Here is a 19,916-nt window from a genome sequence, read left to right on the forward strand (position 1 = left end):
CCTAACGCAGTGCATAATAGAAAAGGCCAGCTTCGAGAGCTGGCCTAATAACTGTCAACCTATATTAGGACGACACATACCATATGTGTAAATCTATTTGGCTCTCTTGCGTCTTATAAACGCAAAAGCTGAAAGAGGTAGCAAAATAGCCAAGCTCGCTGGCTCACTAACTGAAACACTGGATACACTCGCTAATCTAGGCGCTTCAGTTACCACGATATCATCAACAAAATTGCCATAGGTTCCTGTATTGATGGTAGAAAAACGGATGGTTGTCAGCGCAGTTTGCGCAACAAAATCACCGTAGAATTCAGACCAAGTTTTAATAGCGTGATCGTCGAACACTTGACTGAACAAAATGTTATCCGTATCGCTGAATATGTCTAGCTGAAAACTTTCACCTTTGCCTCGTGCTGCATAAGCAAATGACACATCATAGGTAGCATCTGCTTCAGTAGAGAAACTTTGAAAAATAAAGTATCGGCCATTATTGCCATTGGCATTAAGCTCAGCATATTGGCTACCATCAAATGCATTTAAGCCTTGGAAGTTATCCCATAGCTCCATATTTGTGCCGCTCCACCCATCAACTGTTCCAGCAGTGAAGGCTTTCCAGCTATTACTCTTAATATCGTTGTTCTCAAAGCTACCGTTTAAAATCAAATTGGCGTGAGCTGTCGTGCTCACACCGAAAACTAAAGATAAAACTACTAACCACTTGCTCATGTACTTCTCCGAAATCACATGTGATCCTATGATTGTATTTTACCAAGTGGTCCAACCTGTGTATCTTATTCTTTAGCATGTTGTATAAAAGTATAACTAAATAACCCCCTGCTCTAACGCCTTGAGCACTGCCCTCGTTCTATCTCGTACACCAAGCTTAGCCATGACTGAAGAAACTTGGTTCTTAATGGTGCCTGTTGATTTGAACATCGCATCTGCAATTTCTTTATTACTGTAACCCGCAGCGATCAAACGGAGAATTTCGACTTCTTTCTCAGTAAGGGGCTCAGGATTTTCAAACGACTCAAATTCTACGTTCAGTCCTTTCAAGCCTTGTAACACTTTTTCGGTCACCGCGGGCTGAATCAGCGTTTTGCCATTTGTTATTTGTGTAATAGTGTCTACCAGGGTTTCTAGCGACACATCTTTAAGCAGATACCCTTTTGCACCGGCGCGCATAGCACCGTTTACCAGCTCGTGATCGTCAAACGTAGTAAGCATTAGCACCGGAGTTTTAATCCCCTTATCTCTCAGCGCAAGTAAAGTATCGATACCTGATAATTTGGGCATGCGAATATCCATTAATATCACATCACAGTTTAAAGCGTTTTCACTGGCAATGAGCTGCTGACCATTTTCGTATTCGCCAACAACCTCAACGCTATCATCAAGCCCTAAAAGCGATTTGATGCCTTCCCTCACCAGCATTTGATCTTCAACTAAAATAAGGCGTGTTTTCATTCGCCCTCCGGAATGTGAATTGCGATGCAAAAACCCTGTTCGGTTTGCTGCCATCTGATAGTTCCATTTAGCTCATGAACCCGTTCCTGCATTCCTTTAAGGCCATTCCCAGCCACCACACGACTTGAAGTGTCAGATTCCCTTGGCCCTGCTTTCTTTTGAACGCCTTCTGAATAAGCATCTTCTGAATAGCTACATGGTGCTTTGTCGAAAAGCGGTATGCTACTTGGCTGTTCGCCACTTAGTGTCTTATCAGCAGCATGCGGCACCATACTGTCTTGCATTAGTAGGTTATAAGCGCCGTTGTGTTGCGTCAGTGATATGGAAAAATAATGCGCCTGTGTATGGCGAATCACGTTTGTTAGCGCCTCTTGCATACTTCGCAACAGGCAGTCGGCAATTCGCACGTTGGTTAACATTAAATCATCGTCAATGTGCAGATTTACCATCGGCCTAGGCAAGTCTTTAATCAGTGCGTTTACCGCTAATGAAAAATCGATAGCCGCATTTTCCCGAATATCAGAAATCGCTTCTCTAACATCAGAGAGTAAAAGCTTTGCGATACTGTGGGACTGCTCAACGTGTCGCTTTATAGCTTGCGATTCAGTGCTCTCTAATAAATCCGCCTTTCTCGACGCGACTTGAAGGTTGATGGTAAGCGCCGTCAAATGATGCCCTAAAACATCGTGAATGTTTCGCGCTATACGCAGGCGTTCATCTTGAGTAAGGGCCTGCTTCATTAGTTGCTGAGTACTTAATAATTGTCTATTGAGCGCATCAGCTTCTTCACGCGCTTTCGATTCTTTAATGGCCGTGTTCGACATGATCATGGCAAATAAATTGAATGTCCAAAACAGCGCGCCAGTTAAGACAGCTTGCTGCTCTTGCCACACCCACCCTTGGATGAGGATGGTGGGCAGAGCCAACGGTATTGAAAGTACGACGCACTTTTTCCAATTAACATAGTAAGGAAGAATGGCGGACCAAATAACAATGAAGATGGCAAGGTAGGCATAGGGAAGCAAAAACTGGCAAAGTACCGCTAATAGAAACATCGCCCATAACGTTGGCAGCCTTAACGAAGGCATACTGTGGTCATGCCTACTGACAATCACAAAAGTCACAGCTAGCATACAAAAAATAGCAATGGCGGAGAGGGTTCGCCAATGCATGAATGAGTATTGATGATACAAGAAGTAAAGTGCAGAGCCGCTTACAAACAACCACGTAATGCATGCAGACGCGCGCTCAATATCGATGCTCTCCCGCCAATGAGCAGGGATTGAGATTTTCATTCGTTTCTGATTACCTATATCTTTTCGTTCTTATAGCGCTACTTTGACAAAAAACACGGTTCAATGCATAGGCCATAAGTCACTTTTTATTTCGTGACTTCTGGCACTGTTGTCAATCTCGTGAAGTTATCACTATAAGCCTACAATTTTGTTCATTGCCAAAGGAAAGCAAGATGCAAACAATTCATGGCTTTATAGTAGCACTTCACGTTTTAACGGGTGCATTGTCACTTTTACTATTTTGGGTGCCTAGTTTTACGAGAAAGGGCGGAAAAGCCCACAAGCAATTTGGTGGTTACTACATAAAAGCGATGCTATTTACGTCTATTAGTGGCGTTATCAGCTCTACAATAGTGTTGTTTATTCCGCTAGCCATCTACCCGACAATGCCCGAGCACTTTGAGTCTGTTGCTTATTTCACTGCATACCTTAGAGGTCAATATACCTTTTTGCTGATGTTAAGCCTGTTGGTGTGGAACAACGTAAGACATTCTGTAGCGGTGCTTAAAGTGAAGCAAAATCTTGAGCAGCTGCGCACAATTGAATATTTATGGCTACCCGTACTGCTTTTTGTCGTCGCTTCCATTGCGTTGTATCAGGGTATTACGTACGGCATCACGCTAACTTGTATCTTTGCCCCTATTGCACTGTTAAATGCCATTGGTATTGTGCGCTATGTTTATCAAAAAGACATCGTTGCAGGTTCGTGGGTAACTGAGCACATTGGGCATATCATTGGCTCTGGCATTGGTGCATATACCGCATTTTTTGCCTTTGGAGGTCGCGCATTATTCGAAGGCTCGCCGTCGCTGCAACTTGTCAGTTGGGTTCTACCTGCCCTTATAGGCGTTCCTTTTTCAATCTGGCTTAGCTGTAAATACAAACCAAAATCATCTGGTCGTAATACGCCTTCTTTAAAACCTAAGGTAGTGAAAAGTTAAACTTAAAAGTGATATATAAACATTCAATTCAGCAGTTGTTATCAATGCCCCGGTTAAGGCCTGTTTACACAACGGTGGCATTGCCACTTGGACAACAAGCCATCAAATGTGTAACGTAAGAAATGGCAATAACGCCACCAGTAACCAGTGTGAATATCGAGCGCTAAATTATGAAAAAGCACCAATCAGCAGCACTTAAAATATTGAAAGATACACTATCATTTCAAACGTATAAGCGTAGTCTCGCTGTCAGTGCGGCCTGTATTAGTTTAGGGCTAGGTTTAAGTGCACATGCGAACGCATATCATGAAGACAATTCTACACGGCAAACCAATGACCAAGCGCAAATGAATACCAAACCGACACTTGCAACGCTCACCAACTACCAAGAAAACGCGCCATATATGTTCTCTTCGGGCTTACCCGATGCCTCTCACCTTTCTTTACTGAAAGAAAAAGGGGTGACACACGTTGTAGATTTGATCCCTGGGGATAGAACCAGTGAAATCTTAGCTACCTCAGAATTAGGACTCGACTACTTTAATGTGCCCGTGGATTGGGAAGGCCCCACATTAGCCAACTTTTTAAATTACGCTGCATTTATGCAAACCGTCGATATCAAAGAAGACAAGGTACTCACGCACTGTAAACTGAATTGGCGAGGTGCTGCTTTTACGTATCTATACAGAATTAACGTACTTGGTGAAAATGAACAAGCCGCCCAAAAAGACCTTATGGCTATTTGGCATCCGAATCCAACATGGTTCGCCTTCATGAACGAAGTAATCGCCCACTACAATGAGGTAAACGGTAAAGAAGTAGCGATGTCGTTCGAGGCTGCCGCTCCTGAAAACCACTAAATTTCTGGCTTACCGAGAATAATGGCGGTCTAAGGCCCTCTCGTCCCTACCAAACATATATGAAATTTCAGATTTATCATTGACACATACGGAATTTCATATACGATACATCACATACGAAATTTCATATGTGATGTGATTTATGTCGACTTGTTCTGATTCTGCGCAGCTACAGCCTTTAACATTTTTCAAATGCTTGTCGGAAGACACCCGCTTAAAGACGCTGCTTATGCTCAGCGTAAAAGGGGAGCTATGCGTGTGCGACCTTACTGATGCGCTTCAATTAAGCCAGCCCAAAATTTCACGCCATCTCGCTGACTTACGAAAGTGCGGTTTAGTTCTCGATACTCGTAAGGGCAAATGGGTGTATTACCAGCTCCATCCTGACCTACCCGCTTGGGCACTGGAGGTCATTAAAAACACCGCTATTCATAACAATGAATATATTAGCGAGGCGTTAGCGAATTTGTCCTGCGAGAATTGCTAGATTCCAAACTTTCTGGATGGCACAAAGACCGCTGCAAAAATGCACGGCAAAGGTCAACAGGCCCAGGTGTTAATTGCAGCTTAATACGTTGCCAAGTATCTGTTTTTTTCAAAGTCTTATTCTATTTATTACAGCTACCCACAGTAGCCTCGACCATTAAACAAGGTTTTATATGAAGATTTTATATATTTGTACGCACAACCGTTGCCGCAGCATTCTTTGCGAGGCCATCACTAACGCCTCGAACGGCAATGTTGAAGCACGTAGTGCTGGCAGCCAGCCTGTAGGGGAAGTACACCCTCTTTCTCTTAAGTACCTTGCAGAGCGCGGGTTTAGTACAGACGGCCTTCAAAGCCAGTCGTGGGATGAATTTGAAGATTACGATGCTGATATTGTTGTCACGGTTTGTGATTCAGCGGCGGGTGAGTCATGCCCTGTTTATTTCGGTAAATCTCTTAAGGTGCACTGGGGCTTAGAAGACCCGTCTAAGTTAGAAGGTAGCGAACAAGAGAAAGCAGAGGCATTCAACAACACCATCGATATTATTGAAAAGCGTGTAGCGGCATTAGCAGAACTTGCTGAGAAAAACTTAGATAAAGCAGCGCTCAAAGAGGCACTATCAAAATTAGGAGCCCAGTAATGGGTAACAGTAAATCAATGAGCCAAGATATATCAAGCAACCAAGAAAGCTCAACGGCACAAAGCCCATCTGATAACGCGGTAATGGCGCAAATGCACAAGCCAATTATGGCTAACTTTGCATCAAGGTTCTCAGATCACAAGCCGCGTATTTTGCTACTTTACGGCTCGCTCAGAGAACGCTCGTACAGCCGCCTAGTAATTGAAGAGTCGGCAAGGTTGCTTGAGTACTTTGGCGCTAAAGCCAAAATCTTTGACCCTCGTGGATTGCCGCAGCCAGATACTGAAGATGACTCACATCCAAAAGTGAAAGAACTGCGTGAGCTTATGATGTGGTCTGAAGGGCAAATTTGGTGTTCACCAGAGCGCCACGGCAGCATGACTGGCATTATGAAAAGCATGATTGACTGGGTACCGCTTAGCCTTGGCGGCGTGCGACCAACTCAAGGTAAAACGTTGGCGATCATGCAGGTTTCCGGCGGTTCACAATCGTTTAATGCGGTAAACCAGATGCGCATTTTAGGCCGCTGGATGCGCATGCTAACCATCCCTAATCAGTCTTCTGTGGCAAAAGCCTTTCTAGAATTTGAAGACGATGGTCGCATGAAGCCGTCACCTTACTACAACCGCATTGTGGACGTAGTTGAAGAGTTGGTGAAATTTACTTTGCTCACCCGCGACAACAAAGACTTTCTCGTTGACCGCTATTCTGAGCGCGTTGAAAGCGCAGAAGAAGTGAGTAAGCGTGTTAATCAAAAATCGTTGTAAAGTAAGACAAAGGTGAATCAGAATGGGTTTCTTTGAACGTTATTTATCAGTGTGGGTTGGCCTTTGCATTGTTGCAGGGGTGGGCCTAGGCTATGCCATGCCGGGTGTATTTGCGTCTATTGCGGCGCTTGAATATGCGCACGTAAACCTGATAGTGGCAGTACTTATTTGGCTAATGATTTACCCAATGATGGTACAAATAGACTTTGGCTCAATTAAAGACGTGGGTAAAAAGCCGAAAGGCCTTGTACTGACCTTGGTGATTAACTGGCTGATAAAGCCGTTCACTATGGCACTATTGGGTTGGCTATTTTTTAAGGGCATTTTTGCCGACTGGGTAGATCCGCAAACTGCCACTGAGTACATTGCCGGCATGATCCTACTGGGCGTCGCTCCATGTACAGCGATGGTATTTGTGTGGAGTCACCTTACCAAAGGGGATGCTAACTACACGTTAGTCCAGGTATCAATTAACGACTTGATTATGGTCGTTGCCTTTGCACCGCTTACCGCCATGCTGCTGGGCGTAACAGATATAACCGTACCATGGGATACCCTGCTGCTTTCTGTTGCACTGTATGTTGTATTGCCATTGGTAGCGGGTTATATCACGCGCCGTCGCTTGGAAAATAAAGGCAATAACACGCAAGGAAATGGCGCTGTTGACTCATTGGTTAGCAAGTTTAAACCCTTTTCAGTTATTGGCCTGCTTCTCACTATTGTTATTTTATTTGGTCTTCAGGCCGAAACTATTTTATCGCAGCCGCAAGACATCGTGCTTATCGCGATACCGCTACTAATACAAACTTACGGTATTTTTGCCATTGCTTACTTTGCGGCAAAACGTATGAAACTGCCGCATGATGTTGCAGCACCGGCATGTATGATTGGTACGTCTAACTTTTTTGAATTGGCGGTAGCTGTCGCTATTTCGCTATTTGGTTTACACAGCGGCGCAGCACTTGCCACTGTGGTGGGTGTATTAGTTGAAGTGCCCGTTATGCTTTCGCTAGTGTGGTTTGCGAACAAAACGCGCCACTGGTTTGACTAAGCGCATATGAAAAAGGGCGAACCACAGTTCGCCCCTTTTCATCAATTTTTCTCATCAACCTTTATCGACGCTTTTTACAACGCTCTTTATAAGTCGTTAAAATCTTAAACTGCAATCGCTGGTTTGTAAGTATCGGGAAGAATAAAACCGAAGCGCTGCAAAACTGACGTTAGCACGTCCCGTTTTATCGGCTTTTCTATAAAGCCCAGTGCACCTAAAGACATTACTTTTTCTTGCATCATTGGCTGAATATCGCCAGACACGACGATAACAAACGTTTCTAGCTGACGGCGTTTTATTTCACTCAACACACTGATACCACCAAGAACAGGCATGGTCAGGTCCAGTAAAACCAAGTCTATTGTGTGATGAGCCAATACTTCCAACGCGTCCATACCATTTGACACTTCGTAAATAGTTTCAGCAAAGCCATCTGGCAAATTGCTTCTCGCCATTTTTCGCGCCAGCGCCGAGTCATCACAAATAAGAATATTAAAACCCATCAAATACAAACTTATAATTGGTCATTAATCCGCCAACAGAATACATTAAACGAAAGTATAATAAAACAAAAAAGTGTCTGATAATTGGTAACTTAATCGCTATCTGCGCCAAACTTCACTCTTCAAGCTATCTATTTTGTGGTAGATATAGCGAGTAACAAAATAAGGAACACACGACCATGCAAGAGTTTGCTACTAGCCAAGATAAGAGTTTGGTAAGAAAAGTTGCTTATCAAATTTTGTCTCATTTCGATAAGAGTTATCGATGGTTCACCCGCATCACCCGTGGCGCTCAAGAAAGGTTCGAAAAAGGAAATTGGAAAGAAACTCAGCTTGCCTCTAAAGAGCGAATAACCATTTACGAGCAAAGCCTGTCAGATGCTGTCGCCGAAATTTATCAGCTAACTCAAGTACATCAAAAAGACGACGCTTTCTGGCAAGAGCTTAAGAAAGTATTTGCTTTACAGCTAGAAGGCCACCCGCAGTTTGAGCTAGCCGAAACCTTTTACAACTCTGTAATTGGTCGCTTGTTTAAACATAGAAAAATCGATAACGATATGATGTTTGTCTTGCCCAGCCGCTGTTTCTTACCCGGGCAAGACAGAGACAAAGTGATTAACAGCTTCGACACCACCACCACGGTGCGTGAAATGTACGAGTCAATTTTCAAGATATATCGATACAACATTCCATTTGAAAACTTCGAGCGAGACCTACAGAACCTTGAAAGCGCGCTTCGCGCTCGGTTGAACAAGGAGCAGCTAGCCAGCGTTCAAGCTGTGGAAATCCTTAAGCCTACGTTTTTTAGAGGAAAAGCCGCTTACCTGATTGGGCGAATTTGCATGCCCGACGAAACGCTGCCGTTTGTTATTGCCATGCGACGCTATAACGAACCCCATATGTTTGTGGATGCGCTGTTAACTGATCGCAAAGACTTAAGCGTTATTTTCGGATTTGCTCGCAGCTACTTTATGGCTGACACTCAAAATCCTGCGGAAGTTGCCGCCTTTCTTCAAGAGCTTCTCCCTAATAAAAAGCACTTTGAGCTGTATATGGCAATGGGACACTATAAGCACGGTAAAACAGTGTTCTATCGCAACTTCTTGCAGCACATGGACGAGTCAGACGACAAATTTGAGGCGGCCCCGGGCATTCGAGGCCTGGTTATGATGGTTTTCCATCTTCCCTCTTATGGTGTGGTGTTTAAGATAATTAAAGACGAGTTTGCAGAGAGTAAAAAAATCACGCGTGAGCACGTTAAGGAATGCTACAAACTCGTAAAAATGTCAGACCGTGTGGGCCGAATGGCCGACACTCATGAATATGTGAATTTTAGGTTTCCGCTAGACAGAATTGAGCCTGAGTTAATTGATGAACTCAAAGATACGTGTGCATCGAGCCTAGAATTCACTGAATCTGAACTCATCATTAAACACATGTACATTGAACGGAAAATGACGCCGCTTAATCTGTATCTACAAGAAGAAACAGATGAAGAGAAAATTACCCGTGCTCTAGATGAGCTTGGACTGTGCATTAAGCAAATTGCTATGGCCAACATATTTCCTGGCGACATGCTACATAAAAACTTCGGTATTACCCGTCATGGCCGCGTTATTTTCTACGACTATGATGAAATTTGTTTAATGAATGAGCGCAATTTTAGATCCCTGCCGAAATCTGACGATCCTTATGCTATTGATACGCTCTCGGTAGCGCCTAACGACGTATTCCCCGAGCAGTTTGAGCATTTCATTGTAGGTAAACGCAAGTTCAAAGATATACTTAAATCGTTACACGGTGATTTGATGACCCCTGAATATTGGCACGAAGTTCAGGAAAAATGTGCACGAGGCGATGTTCAACACTTCACGCCTTATAACGCCAGCATTCGTTTTGACAGAGGCTAACTAAGTTGTGTGTTTGATCAAGGTGCACGTTGACCGGCGCCCCAGTACAGTTCAAGAGTACAGTTTGAGAGCGCAGTTCAAGAGTGTAGAGCAAGTCAAGGCACTGTGCATGCGCCCCCTAGGGCACTAGACACCTGACCAAATTGTCGCTACATGCGAAAAAGCTTAAAAGTGATCGTTTCGTTACTTAACACTCGTAAAAGCATGTGAAAGCGATACTGCTTTGCGACTGCTTGATTTTGCTTGCTGACGATTAATCGCCACATAATGGCGACAGCAACGCCAAACAAGTGTGTGAATGTTGATAAACAAAAGAAGCGTAATAATGAAAGTGCTACTTGTAGAAGATGATCCAAAGGTTGCCTCGCACATTGCAAATGGACTATTGGGTGAAGGGCATGAATGTATTACTGTAGGTGATGGAACATCAGGCTACCAACAGGCGTCAAGTAACGAATTAGACGCCGTAATTCTGGATGTGATGCTGCCCGAACTCGACGGTTTTTCTGTTTTAGAAAAACTTCGCGAAGAAGGCAACACAACGCCCGTTTTATTGCTGAGTGCAAAAAGTCAGGTTGAAGACAAGGTCAAAGGCCTTCGCACAGGCGCTAATGATTATTTAACTAAGCCTTTTGCCTTTGAAGAGCTACTTGCTCGCGTTGAGGGCCTTGCAGGTCGTAACAAAGAAGGTGAAGACAAGACGCTGATAAAAGTAGGCGATCTCACTCTAGACCTGGTTAACCGCAAAGTATTGCGTGGCGATCAAGAGATCGACCTGCAGTCTAAAGAATTTCAATTGCTTGAATGCCTGCTCCGTCACAAGGGTAAAGTCGTGACGCGAAGCATGCTGCTAGAGCAGGTTTGGAACTATCATTTTGACCCGCAAACCAATGTGATAGATGTTCACATTAGCCGCTTGCGTCAAAAAGTGGATAAGGCGTTTAATGTCCCGCTTATCGAAACCGTAAGAGGCACAGGGTATCGAATAGCGGACGGGCTTGCATGATAGCAATACGCGACTTTACGCGTAGTTCAAGTTTTCGCGTAGGCGTATTGCTCACCACTCTAGCTTGTATTGCCATTGTTTTAATTGTTTATTTTTGGCGATTAACGAGCAGCGACTTGTTTATTTCGGAATCGAATGCTGCCGTTAATGCCAAAACAAACGCGCTTATTACTCTCTATGAAAACCTCGGTATTGACGCGGTTAAGTTAGCGATAGCCAAAGACAATGGCCAACATTCGCCAAATGGCTCAACAATCACCTCAGCCTCCGACCACCTACGTTCATTTGTTGCACTGAGTAAAGATGAACAAGTTGTGGCTGGCAATTTGTCGTCAATTCCCCTTGTTCTTGAACGCCACAAAGGCGCCAGTTTTGCTACCGCAGAAATAGTTATCACCCGCCCCAATAGCACAACGAGAAAAACGCTGCGCCAAGCACTTATGAGAGAAGTAATCCTTGGAGATCACGTGCTTTACGTTGGTCGTGGCATTGACGATTTATACAGCGCGCAGTGGTTTGGTAAAACGTTCAGCTGGATCATTGTGGTGTTGCTTTGTACCTTGAGTGTGCTGAGCTTCGCTATAGCCGTTTATGTGGTTAATCGAATTAACCGCATGTCGCAAACGGCGGATAAAATTATCAAAACGGGTAACTTGCAAGAGCGTTTAGAAATTGACAGTAATTGGGACGACCTGAGCAGTTTGTCATTTGTGTTTAATCAAATGCTCGATACTATCGAGAGTTCAGTCAACAATATAAAGTCAGTGACCGATAGCATCGCCCATGACCTTCGCACTCCATTATCTCGACTTCGCAACACGCTAGAAAAAATCGAAGACGCTCAACTAAGGGAAGATACAACCCAAGAAGCCGACAACCTGCTAAACATGTTTAACAGCTTGTTACGCATAAGTGGGCTTGAAACCACCAATAAGAAAGAAGGCTTTTGTTCCACTGACGTACGCGCCATTGTAGAGGACGTGGTTGACCTGTATCACCCCCTTGCAGAAGAGCGCGACATTACCCTATCGAGCGAGCTCAATGCAGTTACACTGCTTGCTGATCCTAATCTGCTATTTCAAGCTGTAGCTAACGTGTTAGACAACGCCATAAAGTACTCTAACGAAAAAAGTGTGGTCACCGTACAGCTCTCTACCACAGCAAGTCATATCGTGATTGCCGTGAACGATGCGGGAATTGGCGTGGGTGAACATGAAATTGTGAATCTGGAGCGCCGATTTTATCGGGCAGACGGCAGTAGAACCAGTAAGGGAAATGGGTTGGGCTTATCGCTCGTGTCTGCCATTGTGAAGTTACACGACGGCCACATTTGGTTTATTCACGACCCGCTAGTTGAAGGGCACGGGTTAGGTGTGGTATTTACGTTTAAGCGTTAAGCTTTGGACTATTGCTTTTGTCGACAAAAAATAAAAAAACGCTGACGCTTTTTTCTTAGCATCAGCGTTTTTATCCGACATTTTCAACGTTGTGATTTGTGCCAGTCGCTTACGCTAACAGCGACTTCACGTACGCTTTAATCTCTTCATCTTGACCGTGGTCAAATAGACACTGCTGGAAACGCTCGCCAGATACGGCTGTTTTAACCAGTTCAACGTCCATTTTTTTCAGTGAATCGACGTAGCTCTCTGGAGCCAACGCACGTTTCAAATCTGCGAGAATACCAGCGTTTCGTACTTGAGGTTCTTTACGTTCAACGGGATAGCCCGCGCCACGCTCGCCTGTTAACGCTTTCTCAAAGATATAACGCGCATTAAGTTCAGCGCCCCATCCAAAGCCTTTTGCAAAAGGTAACGCTAACGCATTTCCATTGTTAACTTGGTTAAACAAAAATGCATCTGAAGGGTCGATACAATAACCGCAAAATACGCCTGGATGAGCGTTCAACGACATCATAGCCCCTTGACCCGTACCACAGCCTGAAATCACAAAATCGACAGCTTTCGAGTTGAGTAGAATAGCTCCCATTATGCCTAAGTGCACATAGGTAAGATGGTGATCAGTTTCGCTGTTCATGCCCACATTGAATACAGCGTGTCCCAGTGAGTCCGCCACGCTTGTGAGCTCATTTAATATTACCGGATTCTTAGCCGCCTGACTGTTTTCCATCATCAATGCAACTTTCATGAACGCTCCTAAGCAAAGAAAAATAACGAATTAAACGCTTACATTAGCATGGAACGAAATGCCACCTCACGGATAATGCCAAAGTAAATGTCGATTAGTTTCAAATGTGAAACGAAAACGGAAATATATGAAGATGGAGGGCCGACGAGTAACAAGTCACTGACCAGTAAATCTACTGGCCAGCATTTTTCAAAAAACGAGGTTAATGGCGTATTAGTCTGTTTGTTTTTGCATAAATATGGTGACTTCTGCCATCACAATGCCAAACTTACGAATATACGAACGGTTCATCATAGTACTGTCGTCAAATGCCCAAAACCAATCGTCAAACGTCACTGAATAGGTAGTGTCATCCACCGGCAAATCCATCTCGTAATAAAAGTTAAATGCGTTGCCAAAGCTTGTACCTTTGGCTGGACCATCAATGTCACTCGCGCGACCCACATAGCTATTATCACTCTGCTTTACGATGGTCCAAGTACGGGACGTTGGACCGTCGCCCACACCGTAATTAAAGGATTCATCAAGGGTTAACGTATCGCCATCTACTGAACCATCGATGTCTACTACGAACCTTTGCACCACCTCGCCCGAGCGGTTCTGAACAATGCCCCAGGCTTTAACGTTCCCATCAAAAAATTGCTCAATATCGAAAACAGGCGATACAGATCTGTAGTCTTCACCATCGACTGAAACAGAGCATCCGGATAGCCCTGCCACCGTTAAAGTGGCAATTCCGATTCCTAAAACAAACTTCACCGTATTCTTTATCACTTTCGCAACCTTAATCAATTGACGAGATAGACTTGGCGTAATGCTAATAAAGCGTTGCCCTTATCCGTTTCCCAATAACTTCTTTCTAAATTTTGGCTCAGACGTTTTATCGCTTAGCCAGATATCAAAAAAACGCTGTGTAAATACTTTGTCTTCAATTTCATCAGCCTTTTCACCGTTCACGTAAAACACACTCCTGCCATCTTTCGTAGCGATACCGGTAATGACGTCGCCCTCGCTGACGTCAGGAAAGATACTATTCATTAGGGAAAGCCACTTGTCTGAATCATCAGCCGATAGGTATCCTTGCTTTTTCATTTCATCAATAGAACGCTGGGCAATTTTCTTGCCTTCCAAGTCTCGCTGGTACGTTAACTTTAGTGCAAAGGGGGGCTGGTTGGCGTATTCACCTTCAGGCGCATAAAGCTCACCGGTATACACATCCCAGAAGTAGTAAGAGAACATTCCTTTTCCAACGAGCTTTGCATTGGGAACATAATTACTGATGTACTTAACATCTGGCTCTTGCGCAACCGCATTCTTTGACATAATTAGCCCGCTTGTAGATATCGAAACAAAAAGCATGATGGAAAACATCTTCGCAGCCATGCTAGCGCTATACATCGAATATCCCCACACACCACTGGCACTTTCTGGGCGCATTGGTAAGGATTTAGCTCTCAACTGGCGAAATAGGCCATACATTTTGATAACCATAACTATGCTCTTATTAGCGTAATAAACATTACAGGTCTTTTATTGAATTTATATCTGGTTATACTCTTGCCTTCACACATTTGATCAACTGACACTAGGCTCTCGTTGTGCTTCCCCTTGATGCATTTAAATCGTCATTAACCCTGCCCTCACCGCTAATCCCATTTAAGCCAAATTGGGAAGGTGCCAGCAAGGTATCGCTATTTGTTAAACGTGATGATGCTATTCACCCTGTAATGTCAGGTAATAAATGGCGAAAGCTAAGTCATGCGCTCACCAGCCCGTTGCCAAAAACGATAGTGAGTTTCGGCGGCGGTTTTTCTAACCACCTGCATGCACTAGGCTTTGTTTGTTATAAATTGGGCATTCCTTTTAACGCCGTTATTCGCGGTGACTACAGCGCTGCACCTACACCCATGATTGAGGATTTGAAAAGTTGGGGCACCCGTATCGACTATGTAGACCGAGTCACTTACAAAAAGCGAAGCGATAGCGCATATCTACTTCATCTTAAGCAGCAGCAACCTGACGCGATGATCATTCCTGAGGGCGGAAGCCAAGCACAAGCGCTTCAAGGGATAAAGGACATGGTTGATGAAATCGACATAGACTTTGATTTTATTGTCGCTCCTGTCGCTAGTGGAGCCACTTTGGCGGGAATAGTCAGTGCATTAAATAAACGTAATGAAAATAATGCGAAAGACACTCTCCATCACACTGGTTGCAACGCTGTCGGTGTTGGCGTGCTGAAGGGTGAAGACTACTTAGAAGGATTAGTCGAACAATTTCTTCCAGCCTCGCTTGGGCGATCAAATTGGCATATTGAACACAACTACCACTTCGGTGGTTACGCCAAAGCGCCAAATGAGCTTCAAACCTTCTGCAACGATTTTAATAATACTTTCGATTTTGATATCGAGCCTGTTTATTCCGGCAAAGCCTTTTGGGCAGTTAAAGATATGCTGGCCAAAGGTATGTTTGAAGACGGGTCACGCATTGTTGTACTGCACACAGGCGGTTTGCAAGGCGCAAGATAAAACCCTTTTATAACAGAGTGTTGCGCTCACTACCTTTCGGTGTTACAACTATCCCTGTGAGCTTGCTCACAATTCTTTTAAACACTAAACAACGATAACAACAAGAAGTTTGTCGCAGGATGCGGCATAAACATTAGCGCTTGCTACCTGCAAACTTCATCAAGGAATGATTATGAAAGATATTTTCTTCTTCGACTCAATGTTAACCCCTAAGATTATCACTTTCGTGTACTGGCTATTGCTTTTAGGATCTGTGGTAAGTGGCGTCACAACGATGTTTGTAGGGTACGACGCGAGTTTTGTATACGGCCTATTTATTATCGTGTCTGGCTGTATTGGCGCAAGAATCTGGTGCGAACTGCTTATCGTACTTTTCAAAATTCACAGCAACCTTCAGAAAATTGCTAGTAAAGAGTAACGTTACTCCTTGTTAAAGGTGCCGCTCTGCGCAGCACCTTTAATTAAAACGAAATACTTAAAGCAAAATTACGCTACTGCAACAGTGTCCGTGTAACGTTTCAACGTATCTAAATAATCCATTTTACGCTTTTCAGAAAGCCAACTGGTTTTAAAGCTATTTTCAACAAGCGTGATTAAATCCTCTTTGCTGAATTGCCCTTCTTCTTGTAGGGCAATTAAATTCTCATTCAAGTAGGCTCTGAAATAAGACGGATCGTCTGAATTGATACTCGGCAGCAACCCTTTTTCCAACATTTGTTTCAATTCACAAGAAGTGAGTGATTGAACAACAAATTTGTTTGAAACAGGACAGACCGTTAATCCCAAATTTTTTGATTTTGCAAGCTCGCATAAAGTATCAGATTCGAGAATATTTACACCATGATCAATCCTGTCGACCTTAATATCCTCAATTACTTGACGTATGTGCTCTTGCGTATTGTCTTGGTTAACATCACAGTGCATTGTAAGTTTAAGTCCCCATGAACGCGCTTTTGAGAATACTTCTGCAAACTTTGATGGCGGGTTATTTTTCTCGTCGGAATCGAGCCCGACGCCGACTAACTTGTTGAGGTGGGGCTTAGCTAGCTTCAGATGTTCCATTGCTGATTCAGCCGACATATCTCGCAAGAAGCACAAGATAAGCTGACTTTCTACACCCAATTCAGTGCGCGCATCTTTTTGCGCTGCATGTATTCCGTTAATAACGCTATCGAAACTCACACCTCGAATTGTATGAGCTTGGGGGTCAAAGAAAAGCTCAACATAAACGATGTTCTGTGCTGCAGCTCTCTTAAGGTATGCCATGGTAAGTTGGTAGAAGTCATCCTCTTCTATGAGCACGCTCATACCCGCGTAGTAAATATCGAGGAAAGAGGGTAAATCATAAAAATCATACGCCTTTATCATTTCTTCAGGTGTTTTGGCCTTCAGTGAAACGTTATTTTTCTGCGCTAAGGCAAAACTTAGTTCAGGCTCTAATGTGCCTTCAATATGAACGTGAAGTTCGGCTTTTGGCATATTTTCAATAAACTTTTTCATTTAACTTCCCTACTACTTAGCGCCTTTTAGCTACTGTAAAAACTTGGCGAGTATGTTGTTACCAACTGATAAGAAGTTAAATTGCAAAAAATGCGCCTAAGGAAACCAACTTCAGTCAAACGCTGTTGGTTGTATTGCAACTCTAGGGATCGAGAATCTTGAGTTGGGAAAGTCTATTTATATGGCATTCCGACTTTGCTTCACCTCGGTCAACAATATGCTTTACTTTGGTGCGCTTATGCCAATGAATTTGTGCAAATTGAATGCGTTGTAAAGACATAGTTCAGGCGCGCGAGTACCATAGGTATCAATCTGCTACAGGATAGCCAAACAACCGCTTTAACTTTGCTTTAATCCCTTTTGCCTGCTGAAGCTGTTCACGAAGCACACCTATTTGACTGAAGTTGGCGCTAAGTGGATTGTCCTTAGGCATTTTTCCTACAATGCCGTACTTTATCGTTATCGTTTTATCTTCTTTAGCGAAAGTGCCGAATAATTTATCCCATATAATAAGTACGCCACCGTAATTCTTATCGATGTATGGTTTATTCGTTGCGTGATGAATACGGTGATGCGTAGGCGTGTTGAAGATACGCTCTACCCAGCCTAGGTTTCCAATTGTCTGAGTGTGTACAAAAAACTGATAAGCCAGATTGATAGCGACAATGGCAAAAACCAGACTTGGCGAAAAACCAATAAGAATCATTGGTACCCAGAACAGCCACATGCCAACAAAAGGGTACAAAACGCTTTGTCTGAAGGCCGTTGTGAAATTCATTTTTGTCGAGCTGTGATGTACCACATGCGCTAGCCAAAACCAGTGTATGTTGTGTGAAGCACGATGAAACCAGTAGTACAAAAAGTCTTGAAGGATAAAACCTGCAAAAAGTGATAGTGCACTAAGCTCTATTTTAAATAGTGAAAACTGGTGTAACCAAATAAAAAAAGGCATTAGTAGAAGCAAGACCAATGCATCAGAGCCCTGATGCAATAGTGCAAGTAAGGCATTGTTCACACTGTCTTTTACATTGTAAAACTGTCGCGCTTTCTTAAATTCAACAAAAACACACAGTAGAAATACGGGGCTTAACCCTAGCAAAATAAGTTCAACGGGGATCAAAGCGTGCTCCTAACTTATCTAGACATTGCTCAATATCGTTTTGCAACAGGCGCGTCAGTAACCAGTTTGGTATATACCAGGGCGCCCGACAGGTAATGCGATAAGAAACGTTTGTTGAATTTTCCTGCTGCGTGAACGCAATAACGCCCCTGTGAGCTTTGACTGGAAAGTCATCAACCACTCTATATTCAATGCCGTTGGTATCTGCGTGAATAATCTCTTCTTTAAAACGTACACTAAGAATAGTGACTTCTCTTACGCAGCCCTTTCCGCCGCTAATCTCATTATCATTTTCTGCTTTCAATACCTTAAACGATGCGTTGAAAAAATCGCTTAAATTCTGGTGATCAAGCAGCGTATCGCACAGTTCTTTGGGCGTTGCAGCAATATTTTTTTGGTAGTAAACGTCAACCATCTACGTTATTTCCTTTTTTGACGGCTCCTAGCATAAATTGACATTTCTATTTTATCTTGCGTTAATGCGACAGTGTTTTTGTTATTTTGCGACAAGCATATGCCATCAGTTTCCTCAGCCTATATCCAAAGTACGGTGAGCTATTTAGTTAGCTTAGGCGTTAATGCCGACAATGTTTCGTTAACTACCCAAAAGCATGACTCACTGTCTGGCTCTTCACGTGTTGATATGGATGTATACGTTGAGCTGTTAAACCAAGGGGTCGCATTAACCAACAATTCGTTATTTGGTTTTGATTTAGGTAAACATATTCAGGCGAAAGATTACGGGGTGCTGGGTTACCTTGTTGAAAGCTGCGAAAACTTGGTTCAAGCCATAAATGCGCTTACCCGCTTTGACGCTTTAGTTGCTGACATCGGCACCACCAGCGTGTTTTTCGAACCTGACAATACCCGCGTTGAGTGGGTACCCAAAAGCGCCGATTGCAAGCAGATGGTATTGCGCAACACCACAGCCTGGGTAGCAACCGTCTACAAGATATTAGGTTCTGCCTGTAAACTGAATGCCGTCACCTTTACGTTTCCTTTGAGCGATTCGGAAAAAGCCATGCTAGCGATGTGGTTCAATTGTGAAGTGGTTGATAACGCCAACACCAACGCCATTATTTTTCCTCAGCACCTTTTACATATTCCATTTACCAGCGAGAACAAAGCGATGTTTAGTGCGCTTGTAAAAGTATCCGAAGAAGAACTAATGGCGAGCAAAGGCGGCGACCGTGTTCAATTTGCCAATAGCCAGTTCTACGCCAATCAGCATGAAGACATAAGTCATAGAGTCGTTGCGCTTTTAAAAGCCAATCCAACCTTAAAAGGCTGCGATCAGCAACGCGTAGCCAATGCACTTTTTATCAGTCCGCGCACCTTACAGCGAAAATTGAAGCAAAGTGGCACTAGTTTTCAACAAATTCTCAATAGCGAACGCAAAGCCCGCTTAGATGATTTGCTGAAACATCACTCCATCGCTGATACCGCAGATTTATTGGGGTTTCAGGAACAATCATCATTTACCCACGCCTTTAAAAAGTGGTACTCAACAACACCACTGAAATACCAAAAACAACTTTTAGCGCCTTAAAGCTAATGTCCACTTCCTCATCGCCGAACTATTAAGTCGCGTTGAAAAACAACCGATAAAAAGCAATCGCCCTAGGGCCTGTTGACCTTTGGTGTACGAATTTTGGTCTAAATGGAAGCCTTTTAATCGCGAAACAGTCCTGCAAGC

Annotated in this window: 22 protein-coding genes; 12 read left to right on the forward strand and 10 right to left on the reverse strand. The window is 43.6% G+C overall.

The annotated features are described in order from the left end of the window. Nucleotides 1-93: 93 nt before the first annotated feature. From NO989_RS19815 to NO989_RS19825, 3 genes are all read right to left on the reverse strand, one after another. Complete coding sequence (locus NO989_RS19815) at nt 94-726, reverse strand: transcriptional regulator (protein WP_039226283.1); 633 nt, start codon at nt 724-726, stop codon at nt 94-96. 96 nt (nt 727-822) lie between these two features. Beyond that, nucleotides 823-1,467: a response regulator gene (locus NO989_RS19820; RefSeq protein ID WP_371343060.1), complete on the reverse strand. Its 645-nt coding sequence runs from the start codon at nt 1,465-1,467 to the stop codon at nt 823-825. Continuing rightward, nucleotides 1,464-2,762: a sensor histidine kinase gene (locus tag NO989_RS19825; protein ID WP_371343061.1), complete on the reverse strand. Its 1,299-nt coding sequence runs from the start codon at nt 2,760-2,762 to the stop codon at nt 1,464-1,466. The genes NO989_RS19820 and NO989_RS19825 overlap by 4 nt, the downstream gene beginning before the upstream one ends. Nucleotides 2,763-2,935: 173 nt before the next feature. Here NO989_RS19825 and NO989_RS19830 point away from each other — a divergent pair, with 173 nt between their 5' ends. From NO989_RS19830 to arsB, 6 genes are all read left to right on the forward strand, one after another. After that, on the forward strand, nt 2,936-3,703 hold the full coding sequence (locus NO989_RS19830) for a hypothetical protein (RefSeq protein WP_371343062.1): 768 nt from the start codon (nt 2,936-2,938) through the stop codon (nt 3,701-3,703). Between the two features lie 170 nt (nt 3,704-3,873). Next, nucleotides 3,874-4,563 carry a hypothetical protein gene (locus NO989_RS19835; RefSeq protein ID WP_371343063.1) on the forward strand — a complete coding sequence of 230 codons (690 nt, stop codon included), beginning with the start codon at nt 3,874-3,876 and terminating at the stop codon, nt 4,561-4,563. 142 nt (nt 4,564-4,705) lie between these two features. Beyond that, entirely contained in the window at nt 4,706-5,050 is a 345-nt protein-coding gene (locus NO989_RS19840) for a metalloregulator ArsR/SmtB family transcription factor (RefSeq protein ID WP_039232026.1), read from the forward strand. Between the two features lie 172 nt (nt 5,051-5,222). Continuing rightward, the gene (locus NO989_RS19845) at nt 5,223-5,690 is read left to right on the forward strand and encodes an arsenate reductase ArsC (RefSeq protein WP_371343064.1); all 468 of its coding nucleotides are present in this window, start codon (nt 5,223-5,225) and stop codon (nt 5,688-5,690) included. After that, the gene (gene arsH, locus NO989_RS19850; RefSeq protein WP_371343065.1) at nt 5,690-6,457 is read left to right on the forward strand and encodes an arsenical resistance protein ArsH; all 768 of its coding nucleotides are present in this window, start codon (nt 5,690-5,692) and stop codon (nt 6,455-6,457) included. Before NO989_RS19845 ends, arsH begins: the two co-directional genes overlap by 1 nt. A gap of 22 nt (nt 6,458-6,479) precedes the next feature. After that, the gene (arsB, locus tag NO989_RS19855) at nt 6,480-7,508 is read left to right on the forward strand and encodes an ACR3 family arsenite efflux transporter (protein WP_371343066.1); all 1,029 of its coding nucleotides are present in this window, start codon (nt 6,480-6,482) and stop codon (nt 7,506-7,508) included. Nucleotides 7,509-7,612: 104 nt separating this feature from the next. Here the strand turns inward: arsB and NO989_RS19860 are convergent, their stop codons facing one another. After that, nucleotides 7,613-8,011 carry a response regulator gene (locus NO989_RS19860; RefSeq protein WP_014950500.1) on the reverse strand — a complete coding sequence of 133 codons (399 nt, stop codon included), beginning with the start codon at nt 8,009-8,011 and terminating at the stop codon, nt 7,613-7,615. Nucleotides 8,012-8,190: 179 nt separating this feature from the next. Here NO989_RS19860 and aceK point away from each other — a divergent pair, with 179 nt between their 5' ends. From aceK to NO989_RS19875, 3 genes are all read left to right on the forward strand, one after another. Then, entirely contained in the window at nt 8,191-9,921 is a 1,731-nt protein-coding gene (aceK, locus tag NO989_RS19865; RefSeq protein WP_371343067.1) for a bifunctional isocitrate dehydrogenase kinase/phosphatase, read from the forward strand. Between the two features lie 325 nt (nt 9,922-10,246). After that, entirely contained in the window at nt 10,247-10,927 is a 681-nt protein-coding gene (locus tag NO989_RS19870; protein ID WP_014950502.1) for a response regulator transcription factor, read from the forward strand. Continuing rightward, nucleotides 10,924-12,324: an ATP-binding protein gene (locus NO989_RS19875; protein WP_371343068.1), complete on the forward strand. Its 1,401-nt coding sequence runs from the start codon at nt 10,924-10,926 to the stop codon at nt 12,322-12,324. The genes NO989_RS19870 and NO989_RS19875 overlap by 4 nt, the downstream gene beginning before the upstream one ends. Nucleotides 12,325-12,433: 109 nt before the next feature. Here the strand turns inward: NO989_RS19875 and NO989_RS19880 are convergent, their stop codons facing one another. The 3 genes from NO989_RS19880 to NO989_RS19890 all read right to left on the reverse strand — a co-directional run bounded on the left by NO989_RS19880 (nt 12,434) and on the right by NO989_RS19890 (nt 14,563). Next, complete coding sequence (locus tag NO989_RS19880; protein ID WP_039226261.1) at nt 12,434-13,072, reverse strand: RpiB/LacA/LacB family sugar-phosphate isomerase; 639 nt, start codon at nt 13,070-13,072, stop codon at nt 12,434-12,436. A gap of 213 nt (nt 13,073-13,285) precedes the next feature. Further along, nucleotides 13,286-13,846 carry a DUF3833 domain-containing protein gene (locus NO989_RS19885; protein WP_371343069.1) on the reverse strand — a complete coding sequence of 187 codons (561 nt, stop codon included), beginning with the start codon at nt 13,844-13,846 and terminating at the stop codon, nt 13,286-13,288. Nucleotides 13,847-13,906: 60 nt separating this feature from the next. Then, nucleotides 13,907-14,563, reverse strand: a complete 657-nt coding sequence (locus NO989_RS19890) for a chalcone isomerase family protein (protein ID WP_049586012.1) — start codon at nt 14,561-14,563, stop codon at nt 13,907-13,909. Nucleotides 14,564-14,670: 107 nt separating this feature from the next. On the opposite strand from NO989_RS19890, the gene NO989_RS19895 reads away from it, so the two are divergent. Next, nucleotides 14,671-15,600: a 1-aminocyclopropane-1-carboxylate deaminase/D-cysteine desulfhydrase gene (locus NO989_RS19895; protein ID WP_049586011.1), complete on the forward strand. Its 930-nt coding sequence runs from the start codon at nt 14,671-14,673 to the stop codon at nt 15,598-15,600. Between the two features lie 172 nt (nt 15,601-15,772). Next, nucleotides 15,773-16,018: a DUF4282 domain-containing protein gene (locus NO989_RS19900; protein WP_014950508.1), complete on the forward strand. Its 246-nt coding sequence runs from the start codon at nt 15,773-15,775 to the stop codon at nt 16,016-16,018. 68 nt (nt 16,019-16,086) lie between these two features. Here NO989_RS19900 and add read toward each other — a convergent pair whose 3' ends face one another. The 3 genes from add to NO989_RS19915 all read right to left on the reverse strand — a co-directional run bounded on the left by add (nt 16,087) and on the right by NO989_RS19915 (nt 18,635). Beyond that, nucleotides 16,087-17,100 carry an adenosine deaminase gene (gene add, locus NO989_RS19905; protein ID WP_061486444.1) on the reverse strand — a complete coding sequence of 338 codons (1,014 nt, stop codon included), beginning with the start codon at nt 17,098-17,100 and terminating at the stop codon, nt 16,087-16,089. Between the two features lie 307 nt (nt 17,101-17,407). Next, complete coding sequence (locus NO989_RS19910) at nt 17,408-18,220, reverse strand: sterol desaturase family protein (protein WP_061486445.1); 813 nt, start codon at nt 18,218-18,220, stop codon at nt 17,408-17,410. Beyond that, nucleotides 18,207-18,635 (reverse strand): SRPBCC family protein, encoded by a 429-nt coding sequence (locus tag NO989_RS19915; RefSeq protein WP_061486446.1) that lies wholly within the window; start codon nt 18,633-18,635, stop codon nt 18,207-18,209. The genes NO989_RS19910 and NO989_RS19915 overlap by 14 nt, the downstream gene beginning before the upstream one ends. Before the next feature lie 99 nt (nt 18,636-18,734). Here NO989_RS19915 and NO989_RS19920 point away from each other — a divergent pair, with 99 nt between their 5' ends. Then, a complete protein-coding gene (locus tag NO989_RS19920; RefSeq protein WP_231506556.1) occupies nt 18,735-19,769 on the forward strand; it encodes an AraC family transcriptional regulator in 1,035 nt (344 codons plus the stop codon). Nucleotides 19,770-19,916 lie beyond the last annotated feature (147 nt).

Source organism: Alteromonas sp. DY56-G5 (assembly GCF_041414725.1).
Taxonomy (GTDB): domain Bacteria; phylum Pseudomonadota; class Gammaproteobacteria; order Enterobacterales; family Alteromonadaceae; genus Alteromonas; species Alteromonas macleodii.